This window comes from Aliiglaciecola sp. SL4 (assembly GCF_041538045.1).
Lineage (GTDB): Bacteria > Pseudomonadota > Gammaproteobacteria > Enterobacterales > Alteromonadaceae > Aliiglaciecola.
Genome location: NZ_JBGOSE010000005.1, coordinates 269,630 through 285,122, shown reverse-complemented (window position 1 = coordinate 285,122; position 15,493 = coordinate 269,630). Strand labels below are relative to the sequence as shown.

Genomic DNA, 15,493 nt, shown 5'->3' with positions numbered 1-15,493 from the left:
GGAATCTCTGTTGGTTAATTTCAGTAGATACGTTAAGTAATTGAAAAAGATCGGAATAGCTGCCAATGTATTGGCAGCTATCAGAAGGCAAAAGCCTCCTGTACTAAAGTAGTACCAGCTAATTATCCTGCTGGATTCAAACTTGCGAAGTAAGCCGCTAAATCATTGATGTCTTCATCGCTAAGGCCTTTAGCCATAGGTGCCATTACCATGTTTTTACGTTCTCCACTGCGGAACGCTTTCATTTGTAAAACTAAATACTGTTCTTTTTGACCTGCCAAATTTGGATACATTGGGATCATAGAAATACCATTTGCCCCATGGCAAGCTGCACAAGTGGCCGACTTAGCTTTACCTTTTTCTGCGTCACCAGCAAACGCTGGGGCACACAAGACACTACCAACAATCAAGGTGGCAAGAAATGCCACAGGTTTTAAATTCATGTTACTAACCTCACAATAATTAACTAAGGATTTTAAAATCGTTTTTCAGAACAAGGGTATCAAGACAACCCCCTCTCAGGATAAACTAAACGTTGAATTAATACTAATAAGGCGCAACCGTGCATTTCGATCATACTTACGCACAAAAATTATCCGACATGGTAAGCCAAGTTCGAATTTCACCGCTACTTGAGCCAAAGTTAGCATTGTATAACGAGCAATTAGCGGAAGAAATAGAACTTAAGAACGAATTCTCTCAAGCCGACACTCTGTTTGCTGCGCTGTTTACACCTGATGGTTGTTTAAATCAGCAGGGAGTCGCTCAAAAGTATGGTGGTCACCAATTTGGAGGCTGGAACCCTGACCTCGGCGACGGGCGGGGAGTTCTATTGGCTGAAGCCGTCACTGAAAAACAACAATCTTGGGATTTGCATTTAAAGGGAGCGGGTAAAACCCCCTACTCACGCTTTGGTGATGGCCGTGCAGTGTTAAGGTCGACAATACGCGAATATCTAGCAAGCGAGGCATTGCATAATTTAGGCATCCCAACCTCAAGAGCCCTATGCCTTATCTCTAGCAAAGAAATTGTCTACCGCGAGCAACCTGAAACTGGAGCAATGTTAATTAGAGCCTGTCAAAGTCATATTCGATTCGGCCATTTCGAATATTTTTATCAATCTAATCAGCTCGATAAGCTCGACAAATTATTCAACTACACCTTTCAACAACATTACCCGTCGTTTTTAGATCACGAAAATCCCCACTATTCGTTGCTCGAACAGATTGTATTAAGCACAGCAGATTTAATTGCCAAATGGCAGGCCTTCGGATTTTGTCACGGCGTGATGAATACTGATAATATGTCTATCCACGGTATCACCTTTGATTTTGGTCCTTATGCCTTTTTAGACACCTTTGACCCTGACTATATATGCAATCATTCCGACCACAATGGACGTTACGCTTTCGACCAACAACCCGGAGTCGCTTTATGGAACCTGAATGCATTAGCCCATGCCTTTACCCCTTACCTGTCAATTGACCAGATTAAACAAGCCCTCACACAGTATGAAACACGCTTACAAAGTCAGTATGCTGAATTGATGGGGCAAAAATTCGGATTCAAAAGAGTGTCTAACCATGACATGCAACTAGTTAACCAATGGCTAGCATTAGTTGCTCAAGACAAACGTGATTACACCCAAAGTTTCCGTCTACTCTGTGACGAAAATTTAAACGCCAATAAACTCGCCGACCACTTCATAGACCGCTCAAAGGCGCAAAACTGGTATCAAGCTTATTTGGCAAGATTGGCAGAAGAGTCCATACCTAAAAACGAACGTTTAATGACTATGAAAGAAGCCAATCCGAAGTTTATTTTACGAAACTATTTAGCACAAAATGCCATTAATGCAGCAGAAACAGGAGATTTTGGAGAGTGCGAGCGCTTACTTAAAGTGTTATCCAATCCATTTGACGAACAACCTGATTTTGAACACTATGCGCAAACACCACCAGATTGGGGACAATCCATGGAAATATCATGCTCAAGCTAGCCCACTATAAATGGCAACGAGAAGATGCTCACATCAACGTTATTTGTGACGCTTTTCCTGCTCAAGATGAAGCCATCGAGCAGGCAAAAGTTTGGTTACAGAAAATTGATGCCAGAATTTCTGATATAAGTGAAGGTGCCGACCGAGCGCAAATCCAGTTTGTATCAGAGCAAGATACATATTTACTTTGTTATGACGGTACATGTGAGGCATTATGGATTGAAGTTACAGGGTTTGCTGAATTCGATAGTTTAGCTAAACTGTTAACTAAACTAGAAGAAATTCAATAATATAGCTTTCGAATACTAAAATCAGAGCATCCGATTTTAGTATTAAGTCTAAGGTAAATATAGTTCAAATGGTTTCTTAACGTGAAATTTGTCAGTCGCCTATGCTTGCTGTTGTTAAGCTTTGTAGGCTTTGCTTTTGCACAACAAACAACTCCCATTCCTACTGTCATTGTTAATGCCGAAGTGGGCCATGTTTCAGTGAACGGCAATACCACGATGATGCGCACCCATAAACGCGCTCAACTATCTCAAGTTCAAGCATTCGACGAATGGTCAAATACCTCTGAGACAACACCACTGCTGGAAAACCAAGCATTCTGGCAGCGTTTTTCAATTGTTCATCAAGACAGCATCGACCAACAATACATGTTAGTTGTAAGTAATCCGTCTATCGACTACCTAGACGCCTACGTTCTTGATGATAAGGACCGACTTTTAGAAACCTATTTAGTGGGAGCAAAACGCGATTTAACCACCCGTCCCTATAACCACAGAAATTTTGTTTTACCGGTATTTTTAAATGCAAATCAGACGGTTAATATTTATCTGCGCATCCAAGATGATGGTCCTTCGGTTTATACCATTGACCTATGGACCGACTCAGAATTCATAGCCAAAGAGCAATTTAATTTAGCCTTTATTGGCGTTGTAGGTGGCGCTTTAGCCATCCTGTTTTTCTACTTCTTAGTTACCTATATACTGCTGAGAAGCCCTATCCGGTTTTGGTTTTCTGTCACCAATGCCGCTTTACTACTGTTGTTCTTAAACATTCAAGGCATTGTTAGTCAATTTACTGGATTAGGAGCCTACACCTCACAAATTAGCAGTGTAACAGTGGCAATTGTTATTTTTGCTGCGGCTAAAGTTTGTCACGCCCTATTAGTGCGCATCCCGTTTTACTGGCGTTATATTTCCTATTTAATGGCAATATCGTTGATTGTAATAGGGCCATTTTTAGATAGTTATTCACAATTGATTGTTGGCACAGCGTTAACTGCAGCGGCGGTTTTGCTTCATCTTCTATTAACCCTGATATACCACGATAGGAAACAAGCAACACCCAACGGCTTGTATGCCCTAGGTTGGTTAATTATCAGCGCAACACTGATGTCTGAAGTAAGTTATTACTTATCCGGTGAAGCCATAGAAAATGATACCGCACTGATTTTATCCTTAATCGTTATGTCCGGAGTGCTACTTATTGCTGTTGCCATCGAAAGTCATGAAAAAGCACTTTCATTTGCCAGGCAAATTCAGCAACAAACTGCCATTGAAAATCTCCATCAATTTTATGATCTGTTCCGCAATTCTGCAGAGGGACTTTATACCTCAACACAAGACGGAAAGTTAGTCACCACCAACCCGGCCATGTGCCAATTATTTGGGTACAGTGATGAAACCCAAATGTTGTCGGAAGTCAAAGACACTTCTGTGCTCTATGCGAATCCCCACGAGCGAGATTTGCTAATGGAAGAGATTTTTCAAAACGAAAAAGCCTTAGGTAAAGAAATTAAAGGTATTCGCAGAGACGGCAGCGAATTTTGGTTCTGTATTTCAGTGCAGCTCACCGGTAGCGGAAATGAGAAGTACTTTTTCGGATCCATTTTTGATATTACCGAAAAGAAACAATCCAGCATCAGTTTAGAATATTTAGCCACTCATGATTCTTTGACTGGTGTGTATAACCGACGAGAGTTTGAACAAAAATTACGAGACGGTATTCGCCGTTCTAAGCAGTTAAAACAAGATCTCACGTTACTCTATATGGATCTTGAGCAATTTAAGATAGTCAATGATACCTGCGGCCACAAAGCCGGAGACGCACTCATTAAACAACTATCCCAAACCTTAAATAATGAGGTGTTGAACAAGGGTTTATTAGCCCGTTTAGGGGGCGACGAGTTTGGCGTTATTTTGGAGTCTGAAAATGCTCAAAATGCGGTTGTTATTGCCAACCAACTGTTAAATGCAGTCAAAGAATTTAAATTCATTTGGGACAATCGTATTTTTTCCATGGGTATAAGTATTGGCATGGCAAAGTGGCAAGAACATATTGAAACCCCAGAACAACTTATGAGTATGGCGGATGCAGCCTGTTACGTTGCAAAAGAGCAAGGTCGTAGTCAAATACACCTTTACTCAAGTGAAGATCTCAAAATGCAGCGCTATGAAACAGAATTAAAATGGGTGTCTCAAATAAACTTAGCGTTAGAACAAAATAGATTTCAACTCTATTACCAGCATTATTACCCTTTATCTAAAGTTGCTGATGGGCACCACTATGAAATTCTGCTGCGAATGCTCGATGAAAATGACCAAATAGTGCCACCAGCAGCATTTTTACCGGCAGCCGAACGATACAACTTAACCATAGAAATAGATAAGTGGGTGATTAAAAACACCTTTAAATGGCTCTCTGAAAACCCACAGCATCTTTCACTATTGCGTCAGTGCAACATAAATTTAAGTGGCCATTCTCTAGCTGATAATGACCTCAAACGCCATGTAACCAATGCTTTTGAGCACTATCAAATTCCCCACCATAAGATTTGTTTCGAAATTACCGAAAGTATGGCAATTGTTAAAATGGAAGAAACTCTGCGGTTTATTAATGCGTTTAAAAAGTTGGGCTGCACCTTTGCACTAGACGATTTTGGTAGCGGCTTTTCATCATATAGTTATTTAAAAAACTTGCCGGTCAATTGTCTTAAAATTGATGGTAGCTTTGTTAAAGATTTACTGGTCGACCCCATTGATATGGCTATGGTGGGCTCTATGAAAGATTTGGCCAAAGCCATGTCAATGCATACCGTTGCAGAATTCGTAGAGTCAAAAGACGTAATGGTTGAGTTAGGTAAGATGGGCGTTGACTTCGCCCAAGGCTATGGTGTCGCTAAACCAGCCCCCTTAACGCAATTTACTGGCTGTAAAACTATCGACTAAAGGTTGTAATTTACGTAATCGTGCCCATATTGGTGAGTTATTAGGAAATTTACAGTTTTGAAAGGTCAAAAGTGGTGACAGACACGCCAACGCAAAAGTTTGAATTTGTGAGTTCAGCTACCCTTCCCACCCAATTTGGGTTATTCACTATCCACGGTTTTGTTGAAATTGCAACGCAACAAGAACATGTCGCCTTATCCTACGGGGAATGGCAAGAAAATGAGACTATTCCTATTCGTATTCATTCCGAATGTTTAACCGGTGATGCACTTTTCAGTACCCGCTGTGATTGCGGCTCTCAATTGGAAAAAGCCTTGCAAAATATAGTGGAACAAGGAAAAGGAGTCATCCTTTATCTCCGTCAAGAAGGGCGAGGAATTGGCCTGTTAAATAAAATTCGCGCTTATAAGTTACAAGATAGTGGGCTCGACACTGTAGAAGCCAATGAACATTTAGGTTTCGACGCAGATTTGCGAGACTATTCAATTTGTAGGTTAATGCTTGATACACTAGGTGTGAAGAATGTTGCCTTGATGACCAACAACCCTAAAAAACAAGCTGCGTTATCAGAAATGGGTATCAACGTGGTTTCCAGAACCCCCATTGATCACGGTTTAACCGAAGACAATAGACGCTACCTTCGCACCAAAACCGAAAAGCTGGGACATCAGTTCGACTTGCACTTACTGAATAATGGTCCCAATAAATAGCGAGACTTTATTCAAATAACAATCAAAACATCAAGGCTAGAGAGTCGCTAACTACTGCTTCCTCAATGTCCTACGAGGGGTAAACAAAAAAGAGACCTAAGTCTCTTTTTCACATCCTAGTAGCGTTTACTACGCTTTAATGATGGATTTGCACACCTGGCACACAACCATTCTCATCGAGTTTCTGGCGTTTAACCAGCATCGATAACTTGCGACACAAAATATAGAAAACCGGCGTAAAGATAAGCCCGAAAAATAACACGCCGAGCATACCACTAAACACCGCTACCCCCAGCGCCTGACGCATTTCCGCTCCAGCGCCAGTAGCCATCACCAAAGGCACCACACCTAATATAAAGGCAAATGACGTCATTAATATTGGACGCAACCTTAAGGTCGCAGCTTCTACTGCCGCTTTGTAAAGAGGTACACCGTGTTGTTCTTTGTGGCGGGCAAATTCGACAATCAAAATCGCATTTTTACTGGCCAAGCCAATCAAAACAATCAACCCAACCTGAGTCAAAATATTATTGTCCATTCCAGCAATATATACCCCACAAATAGCCCCAAGTAGGCACATTGGCACAATCAGAATAACCGACAAAGGTAAGGTCCAACTTTCATACAAGGCGACTAATAATAGAAATACAAAAATAACCGCAAATACAAAAGCTAACAAAGCCGAACTGCCTGCTTGCTTCTGTTGATAAGCAAGCTCTGTCCATTCGTAACCGATACCATCAGGTAAAATTTCCGCCGCTAAGCGCTCCATAGTCGCGATGGCTTCACCGGAACTATAACCTGCTACCGTATCACCATTTAAATCAGCAGCGGGATACAGATTATACCTAGGTACTCTAGATGGTCCTGAACGATATTCAAACGTCGCCACTGAACTTAAGGGCACCATATCGCCAACTTGATTACGCACTCGAATTCGACCAACGTCTTCAGCCGATAATCTAAACGGTGCATCTGCCTGGGCAGTAACTCGGAATGTACGACCTAAGAAATTAAAATCATTAACAAAAGCACTACCGAGATAGATCTCAAGAGCACTAAAAACATCATTGACCGACACCCCTAAACGCTCAACTCTCTCGCGATCAATATCCGCATATAACTGAGGCGTATTGGTTTCAAAAAAGCTAAACACTGAGGTAGTAGCAGGTTCCTGATTGGCCGCATTGGCCAACTGCCACATAGATTCTTCTAGAACGGGCAGACCCAATCCACGACGATCTTCCAACATCATTTTAAAGCCACCACCATTGCCTACACCACGAACGGGAGGCGGCGGGATAACCGCCACGTAAGCTTCTTTAATAGTCGATAACTCTTTGCGGGCTTGGGCAACCAATTGGTCAAAGGTGATCCCTTTAGCTGCACGATATTCGAAAGATTCAAGAGCTGGAAACATAGCTGCCGAATTAGACGCACTAGAGAAGGTTGCACCTGAAAAGCCAGTAAAGGCAACCGAGGTTTTAATTCCATCGATTTTCAGCAACTTATCCATTACTTCTTGTACCACATTATCAGTGCGCTCTAGCGACGCACCTGAAGGTAACTGGACAGCAATAATCAGATACCCCTGATCCTGAGCTGGAATAAACCCTTGTGGGACTTTATTAAAGAAAAAGCCAGTTAAACACATCAACCCTAAATAGACGATAGACATAATCGCCCCAAAACGAATAACCTTGGACACCAACTTGCCATATGCAGAAGAAGTACGTTCCATGCCACGATTAAATTTATTAGCAAACCACGAAAATGGCCCCGAATTCGACTTTTCGCTATGAGGTTTAAATAAAACCGCTGCTAACGCAGGGCTTAACACTAAAGAAACAAACACCGAAATCATAGTCGCTGCGGCAATAGTAATCCCAAATTGACTATAAAACGTCCCTGAAATCCCATCTACAAACGCGGTAGGCAAAAATACAGCTACAAGTACCAAACCAATAGCCACCAGCGCTCCGCCCACTTCAGTCATGGTTTCTCGTGCAGCTTCCCGGGGGCTCATTCCTTCGTCAATCAAGCGCTCCATATTCTCTACCACCACTATGGCGTCATCCACCACGATACCTATGGCTAACACTAAACCAAATAAAGTTAGGTTATTTAATGAGAACCCTAAGGCGCTCATTACAGCAAAAGTGCCTACTAATGAAATAGGAATCGCTAGAATCGGAATGATAGCTGCCCGCCAATTTTGTAAGAACACCAATACCACTAGCACCACTAGCGCAATAGCTTCATAAATGGTCACTTCAACGGCATCAATAGATTGGGCAATAAATTGAGTGGGGTTATAGGCAATATCGTAGGTTAGCCCAGGAGGAAAGTCTTCAGACATTTCCACCATGATCTGTTGAATGGCCGCCGCCGTTTCCAGTGCATTCGAACCTGGACGCTGAAATACTGGCATTGCGATGGCCTTTTTCTGGCCTAAATAACCACGAGTAGCGTAACTCTCCGCTCCTAGTTCAACTCTCCCTACATCTTTCAAACGAACAATTCGTCCGTCTGTATTTTTAATAATTACATTTTCAAATTGTTCAGGGTCGATTAAACGGCCTTGGGTTTGTACACTCAATTCAAATGCGTTTTGGCCCTCAGGTATAGGTGATTTGTTTAAGGTACCACTGGCCACCTGAATATTTTGACCTTGTAGCGCAGTGATGACTTCAGACGCCGTCATACCAATAGAGGAAATCACGTCTGGATCAAGCCAAATTCGCATAGAATATTGGCTCGCCCCAAAAATACGCACCTCACCGACGCCGTTTATCCGCGCAATCTGATCTTTGATTTGTAAGGTGGCATAGTTGGCAATATAGGTTTGGTCATAGGTACTGTTAGGTGAAAATAAATTCACCACTAGCATCAGATCAGGGGAGTTTTTACGCGTCACTATACCCAATCGTCGGACGGTTTCCGGAAGGCGCGGCTCTGCAATCGCCACCCGATTTTGCACTTGTACTTGGGCATTATCTAAATCTGTTCCAAGCTTAAAGGTAACGGTTATTGCAACTTGTCCATCCGCCGTAGATTGCGACGACATATAGAGCATGTTTTCTATGCCATTGATTTCTTGTTCAAGGGGTGTTGCCACAGTTTTAGCTGCAATCTCTGCATTGGCTCCAGGATAACTGGCTGACACTTGAATAGTGGGAGGAGCAATCTGCGGATATTGCTCAATGGGCAAGGTGAAATACGCCAACGCCCCGACAATAAGTACAATTATCGCCAATACCGAAGCAAATTTAGGTCTATCAATGAAAAAATGGGAAAACGTCATTTGTGAGTCTCCCGATTAGTAACTGTAAGTTTCATTAATATCTACATCCACCGGAGACACTGCGGCTCCAGGTCTGGCGCGCATCATGCCATTCACAACAATTTTATCGTCTTGTTCAATTCCTTTTTCAATAATTCGTAACTCGCGAGTGTGTAACTCACCTAAGGTCACGAAGCGGCGTTCAATTTTATTTTCCTGATTCACCACGTATACAAATTTACGCGACTGATCCGTGCCGACAGATTTATCTGGCACAAGCAATACACTCACATTTTGTCGATTAAGCAAACGGATACGACCAAAAATTCCCGGTACGATAAAACCATCAGCATTTTGCAAAATTGCCCGCCCTTGAATCGTACCGGTACTCTGATCTAATTTGTTATCCACAAAATCCATCACTCCTTCATGAATAAATGTATCTTCATCTTGCAGTTTAACTTTTACCGGATTTGGCGTGTCGCGAGAACTTCCGCGTTGGTTATTCTGATCAAGTCGAAGATATTTTAAAAAGTCTCGCTCACCTGCATCAAAATAAAAATGAATGGGCGAAATAGATACCACAGTGGTAAGCAAAGTTGCGTTGGCAGCCGTGCCGTTAACTAAATTCCCAGCGTTCACAAAATCTCTAGAGACTATTCCATCGATAGGCGATTTAACTTCTGTGAACTCCATTTCCAATTTAGCATTTTCATAGGCCGCTTCTGCCATCTCATATTCACTGAGTCGTTGGTCGACCTGTTCTTGAGAAATGGAATTCTTTTTGCGTAAACCCAAACCACGTTCTAATTCTTTTTTCGCCAAAGAGAAACGCGATTTAGCACTTTTCAATGCAATTTTAAAAGGTCGTTGATCAATAACAAACAACACATCCCCTTTGCTAACAGTTTGCCCATCTCGAAAGTTTACCTTGTCTAAGTAACCACTTACTCTAGCTACAATTTGCACTTCCTTAACTGCTTGAAAACGTCCTGTGTATTCATCCCATTGGTCAATAACAGTTTTAATTGGCGAAGCAACATCTACTTCTGGAGTAGGTCGTGTTTGCGGGGCTGGAGCCGGTTCACTGCAAGCAGTTAATAACATTAGCGAAAGTATGGCAATGGCATGGCTAAGGCGCATTCTTAGAATCCTTTAATTGGTAAATTCAACAAATAAGTACCGATATTTGCGACTTGATTATTGGCCAATCGGTAAGATCGGCTTTTCAATAAGTAACCTTGATTAAAACAAGTAAACGATAAATTTATTGCAGAATAATGTGAAAAATTTTCGAAGTGAGAACCAGTTATTCTATTTGAGATTGTAACTTATTACGGGGATTATCAGAAGAAAGATCGTTCATGTTTTGTTTTATTTACTTCGATTTATATGAAGTTTTCATTTTTGATTCAGCTAAGGTTAAGGACAAACATTCTATAAGTATTCTGTAATAAAGGAGAATACTATGAAAAGCAGCACAAAGTACGTTTTAGTGTACTTGGCCTTAATTTCTGTCATCGTGTCCTTGGCGGTCAATCTTGCACAAGCGCAAGAACCTCAAGAGGTAATTGTGATCGAGCAAAATTCCGACACAACCGATGATGATTCGGCACAACAAAGTACTTACTTACTTGATCAAGCAGAACTTGACCAAATGCTAGCCCCGGTCGCATTGTATCCAGATTCCGTGTTATCACATGTTTTAGTAGCCTCTACTTATCCACTAGAAGTTGTGCAAGCAGCCCGATGGCGAGAAAAGAATCAATCTTTGTCAGAAGATGAGGTGATGGAAGCCATCGCTGATGAAGACTGGGATCCCAGTGTTAAAGCCCTAGTCCCCTTCCATGAATTGTTGCAGCAATTAACTGAAGATCTTAACTGGCTGCAAGACTTAGGTGATGCATTTTTAATTAATGAAGAGCAGGTATTAACTAGCGTCCAGAATCTGCGTCACAAAGCCTATGAACAAGGCAGTTTAGAGAACAGCGAATACATTGAAGTGGTAGAAGAAGACGAGAATATCGTTATTCAACCTGCCTCCTCAGAAATTGTATATGTCCCATATTATGATACTCGCATCGTTTATGGAACCTGGTGGTGGCACGACTACCCTCCGATTTTCTGGCATCGTCCGACTCATTATTATCGACATGCAGGTTTATATTGGAGCCCTAGAGTATATGTTCGTTACAACTTATTTTGGGGGGCCTTTAACTGGCGCAGTCGTTTCATAGTAGTCAATAATCGTCACTCGTATGGCTACGGCCGTCGCGATGATGGTGTGCGTAGAGTAAATTCACGTGAATTTCAGCGCTGGCAGCACAACCCTACCCATAGAAGAGGAGTGAGGTATGACGTGCAAACGCCTAAGGTGGTATATCGTCAGCAAAATCGAAATGATAACAAACGGGTGATCAGTACCGGTAGTAAAACTCGCATAGTTGATAAATCAAGACCGATTCAAGTACGTAACCATAACACATCCGTTAAAACCAATAGAAAGGTTGAACAGACGCAACAGCGTTTACAGTCGAACAAAAACCAAAAGTATTCAAATATTAAGGATAAATCGAATCAACGTAAGGTATCGGCGCAATCTCGGAATACTGTGGTGCAGCGCTCGCAAAAAGGAACTCAGCAACAACGTCAGATTAAGACTAACGCCCAGCGCCAGAGCAATCATATTACAACCAATAAAAACAGCGCCCAGCGCAAAAACAGCAATGTCTCTCGGAATAAAGTTAATAGTGCTGCTAGTACGCGCTCAAGCAAAAACAGTAACTCTGCACAGCGTTACTCAAATAAGCAAATTCAAAGCGTGCAAAAGAGCAGTCGCAATTATTCACCAAATCGTATGAGCAGTAAAAGTTCGAGCAATAGAACGATACAAAGACAAAGTAGTAACAAAGCGCAATCAAAAGAGCGCTAAACTTGTTTTTCAATACCGTTAATTGACAAACAAACCTGATTCAGATTACCTTGGCGCGTCAGGTTTGTTTGCTTTAGGTCTTAAGTTGCTTGCTAATCCCCACATCTTGAGCAATGATAAAGCGAAGTGGTCATTTTGATCCCTAGCGGTGAGATAAATAGAAATACGAAACTTTAAAGCGGGTGAGAATAAACACTCAAAACCGTTTTAAACTTTCAGTAAACATTGCCTTGGACTTTGTTTGGATGAGTGGCAACATAACAGGACTTTTCTCCATTGTGTGCCAATTTATCGGGCGATAATCCCCTCCTCAATACCGAGCAAATAATTCGCACATTTGTCTTTCTACTAAGGAACATGTTGTATTCGACCTTCCACAAAAAATAATAAGATGTTGGAAATTAAGAATTGATTGAAATCCCCCCGCAAAAACCATTAAACGCCTTAAATATATTGGTTATTGATGGGCAAGCGTTAGTGCACGATAGCATTAAGTCTGCATTAGCCCAGATCGGTATCCATAACTGTAAAAGCGCTGAAAATGCGTACTATGCCTTGCGTTTGTGTGAGCAAACTAAATTTGATGTGGTATTAATTTCCTTTGATATTCGCAGCGATAAAGATGGCTTCAATTTACTTGAAGAAATGCGACTCAAAGGATATATCACTAAAACCACCATGGTTATTTTTCTAAGCGCTGACACCTCTATGTCACTGGTAAATTGTGTGGTTGAATTGCAGCCTAGCGATTTTTGGGTAAAACCTTTAGATCGTAAAACCATGGAAAAGCGCTTCAAGTACTTATTCGCGATTAAAGAAAAGCTGCATAAATTATCCTATTGCATCGATAAAGCGGAATATCCAACGGCCATTTATTATGCTGAGCGCCAATTAAAAGATGAATCATTGAGTAAGTACTACCCTATGATTAATCGATTAATCGGCGAGTGTCTAATTAACCTCAAAGAATTTTCCCAAGCAGAAACATTTTATCGAAAACTCGCCCAGCGCTATAAATACGGCTGGGTTCAAGTGAATCTAGCACGAAGTCTGCTAAAACAAGATAAAATGTCTGAAGCCATAGCCCTTACCGATGAACTGCTAGAACGCGATGACACGCGATTTACAACCTATGACGCATTAGCTGAATATTACATCGAAAAAGAAGAATACGCCAAAGGCTATGAAATCATTCAAGAAGCCACCAAACTCGCCCCGCGTAATTTGGATAGAAATAAAAAATCATGGAATTTAGCTCGCCTCAATCATGATAAAAAAGGCCAGTACATGGCCACCATGAATATGGCCAAATTTGCTAAAAACTCTATCCATGATACCCCAGATTTAAATCTCAACGTGATCCGTGCCGCCATTGACTTAGCAGGCTCATTAAATGGTGAAGAAGCTACTAGATTGATTGCCAAAACCGAACGTGACTTGTCTTTTTTCATAAACGAATATGGCCATGACAGTCAGTTAACCGAGCAATTAGCCATTATTAATGCGCGCATGCTCAATCTGAAAAGTGACAAAAAAGCTGCTGAAGAAATCATTAAAGATCACATGGACACGAAAACCGGTAACTCAGTTGAAGATAGCTTAGATAAAGTAAAAGCATTCCACGAGATGGGCTATTGGGAAGAGTCAATCCGCCTACTGGATTCGGTCAAATCTAAAATAGAAGGTGACAGTTTTATTGGCCAAGTGATTAATGAGTATTTAGATCAGGAAACAAAAGAGCGCACAGATATTCGCTATTCTCCCAAAGAGCTCGGCGAAATGGCATCTTCTCACTACAAAAATAAGCGCTATGAACCAGCATACGAGTTGCTCTCTCAAGCCTTTGTTTTAGCACCTAAGAATCCTAATATGGCATTAAGTATTCTTAAAGTGATGGTCAAATTAATCGATGAAGTGCAATTTGACGAAGAGCAGCTTGCCTGTCTACAACGGTGTAAAAACTTGTTAGATTCTATTGCCTTGTCTCCTAACCAGCATAAAAAAATGGATGAATATTTAGCTGTAATCGACCCATCAATTGCGGCTCACTAGCTCATTGTACAAAGTTAGACCTTGATTCACTTTAGAGGTTAGAAAATTGTCGCACACTTTGCCAACCTCTAGAGTGAACAAATAGCCTCCTATTAGCATCTATGGCGCAACCGGAGCTAGCCTAGCCAAATAAAGCATGCTTTGAATCACTGGCATGCTGTCATTCCTGATTAAATACGTCCGTCAGCAACGCCACTTCTTGTTCCGAATTATAAATATGGAAGGACAAGCGTATTACATTAGCTCGGATATCAAAATAACAGTGACGCTTTTTTAAGCCCTGACTAATGGCCAATATGCGAGTATCAGGCAATTTTAGACACAAAGTTCCCCCATTGTTTTGCAAATCAACAGGCTGAGACAAACTTTGACTCACCGTTTGCAAAAACTTCCCAGCCAACCGTCGGTTATGCGCAAAAATTGATGCCTGTCCAATATCTAAAATCGTTTGTAACCCGCCTAAAGCCAATGCATAAGGCGCAATATTGGGTGTTCCACCCCAAAACCGTTTTGCGTCATTGGCATATTGGAAGTCTTTGATTTCCATTGCGAAAGGATCACAGTGAGAAAACCAGCCCACATCAATTGGTTGTAGTTGCTCGACGCTCTTAGGATTAATCCACATAAAACCAGCTCCAGGGCCGCCACATAACCATTTAACGCTTGAACCAAAGAGCGCATCCACATCCCAGCAATTTAGATCAATGGGTAAAATACCCGCAGACTGGGCAACATCCACAGCTAGGTAACAAGAATGCAGTTTACAGATTTGCGCAATTGATTGAATAGGTGAAACCTCACCTGTATTTGAATGAACATGGGTGGCCAAAACGCAGTGAATATCGGTTTCAATATACCGCTGCCAAGTGTCAATATTACAGGCCGATTCCGATGCTGGTATGAATTCAATCTCAAAATTTAGCTGCTGCATTGCCTGGATTACATAGCCCATGGATGGAAACGCATCCTCATGGATAAGCACCTTGCGTTTGGCCGTTGCTGCAGTATTTTTTGGTAACGCCATCAACCACTTTGTAAAACCACTAGAAAGGTTAGTTTGCGGGCAAAAATCCGCAGAGTCTGCGTTAAACAGTTGACCTAGGCTAGTGCAAAACAAATTCACAGTGCGTAACCAATGTTGCCATGCATCTCCCCCTGACAATTTCCAAGGGGTTAGAAAGTTTTCAGCCAAACTAAACTCCGATTTTTTGGCTAAACATCCTACCGAATGACTTAAAAAATAAGGGTTAGGAGGAAGGTTGAACAACTCATTAAAACTCACCC

General features: G+C 41.6%; 10 protein-coding genes. 6 read left to right on the top strand and 4 right to left on the bottom strand.

Annotated features, from left to right (window positions below; all coding sequences use genetic code 11):
* Positions 1 to 122: 122 nt before the first annotated feature.
* Positions 123 to 443, bottom strand: a complete 321-nt coding sequence (locus AB6T38_RS09860; RefSeq protein ID WP_372547161.1) for a cytochrome c — start codon at positions 441 to 443, stop codon at positions 123 to 125.
* Between the two features lie 119 nt (positions 444 to 562).
* On the opposite strand from AB6T38_RS09860, the gene AB6T38_RS09855 reads away from it, so the two are divergent.
* The 4 genes from AB6T38_RS09855 to ribA all read left to right on the top strand — a co-directional run bounded on the left by AB6T38_RS09855 (position 563) and on the right by ribA (position 5,942).
* Positions 563 to 1,999: a YdiU family protein gene (locus AB6T38_RS09855; protein WP_372547160.1), complete on the top strand. Its 1,437-nt coding sequence runs from the start codon at positions 563 to 565 to the stop codon at positions 1,997 to 1,999.
* Positions 1,987 to 2,289 carry a DUF3630 family protein gene (locus AB6T38_RS09850; protein WP_372547159.1) on the top strand — a complete coding sequence of 101 codons (303 nt, stop codon included), beginning with the start codon at positions 1,987 to 1,989 and terminating at the stop codon, positions 2,287 to 2,289. The genes AB6T38_RS09855 and AB6T38_RS09850 overlap by 13 nt, the downstream gene beginning before the upstream one ends.
* Positions 2,290 to 2,370: 81 nt before the next feature.
* Positions 2,371 to 5,232 carry an EAL domain-containing protein gene (locus AB6T38_RS09845; RefSeq protein WP_372547158.1) on the top strand — a complete coding sequence of 954 codons (2,862 nt, stop codon included), beginning with the start codon at positions 2,371 to 2,373 and terminating at the stop codon, positions 5,230 to 5,232.
* Positions 5,233 to 5,303: 71 nt separating this feature from the next.
* A complete protein-coding gene (gene ribA, locus AB6T38_RS09840) occupies positions 5,304 to 5,942 on the top strand; it encodes a GTP cyclohydrolase II (RefSeq protein WP_372547157.1) in 639 nt (212 codons plus the stop codon).
* A 136-nt stretch (positions 5,943 to 6,078) separates the two neighbouring features.
* Here the strand turns inward: ribA and AB6T38_RS09835 are convergent, their stop codons facing one another.
* Positions 6,079 to 9,246, bottom strand: coding sequence for an efflux RND transporter permease subunit (locus AB6T38_RS09835; RefSeq protein ID WP_372547156.1), 3,168 nt, complete (start codon positions 9,244 to 9,246; stop codon positions 6,079 to 6,081).
* A 15-nt stretch (positions 9,247 to 9,261) separates the two neighbouring features.
* Entirely contained in the window at positions 9,262 to 10,368 is a 1,107-nt protein-coding gene (locus AB6T38_RS09830; RefSeq protein WP_372547155.1) for an efflux RND transporter periplasmic adaptor subunit, read from the bottom strand.
* A 325-nt stretch (positions 10,369 to 10,693) separates the two neighbouring features.
* Between AB6T38_RS09830 and AB6T38_RS09825 the strand changes: the two genes are divergently transcribed.
* Together AB6T38_RS09825 and AB6T38_RS09820 are read left to right on the top strand one after the other, a co-directional pair.
* Complete coding sequence (locus tag AB6T38_RS09825; protein WP_372547154.1) at positions 10,694 to 12,157, top strand: DUF3300 domain-containing protein; 1,464 nt, start codon at positions 10,694 to 10,696, stop codon at positions 12,155 to 12,157.
* A gap of 408 nt (positions 12,158 to 12,565) precedes the next feature.
* Positions 12,566 to 14,209 carry a response regulator gene (locus AB6T38_RS09820; RefSeq protein ID WP_372547153.1) on the top strand — a complete coding sequence of 548 codons (1,644 nt, stop codon included), beginning with the start codon at positions 12,566 to 12,568 and terminating at the stop codon, positions 14,207 to 14,209.
* Between the two features lie 160 nt (positions 14,210 to 14,369).
* On the opposite strand, the gene AB6T38_RS09815 is transcribed toward AB6T38_RS09820, so the two are convergent.
* Positions 14,370 to 15,491 (bottom strand): aminotransferase class V-fold PLP-dependent enzyme, encoded by a 1,122-nt coding sequence (locus AB6T38_RS09815; RefSeq protein WP_372547152.1) that lies wholly within the window; start codon positions 15,489 to 15,491, stop codon positions 14,370 to 14,372.
* Between the last annotated feature and the right edge of the window lie 2 nt (positions 15,492 to 15,493).

What these genes read in the sequence shown, in the direction of transcription:
- AB6T38_RS09830 (WP_372547155.1), bottom strand. Translation starts at nt 10,368, where the DNA reads ATGCGCCTTAGCCATGCCATTGCCATACTTTCGCTAATGTTATTAACT.
- AB6T38_RS09850 (WP_372547159.1), top strand. Translation starts at nt 1,987, where the DNA reads ATGCTCAAGCTAGCCCACTATAAATGGCAACGAGAAGATGCTCACATC.
- AB6T38_RS09835 (WP_372547156.1), bottom strand. Translation starts at nt 9,246, where the DNA reads ATGACGTTTTCCCATTTTTTCATTGATAGACCTAAATTTGCTTCGGTA.
- AB6T38_RS09825 (WP_372547154.1), top strand. Translation starts at nt 10,694, where the DNA reads ATGAAAAGCAGCACAAAGTACGTTTTAGTGTACTTGGCCTTAATTTCT.
- AB6T38_RS09860 (WP_372547161.1), bottom strand. Translation starts at nt 443, where the DNA reads ATGAATTTAAAACCTGTGGCATTTCTTGCCACCTTGATTGTTGGTAGT.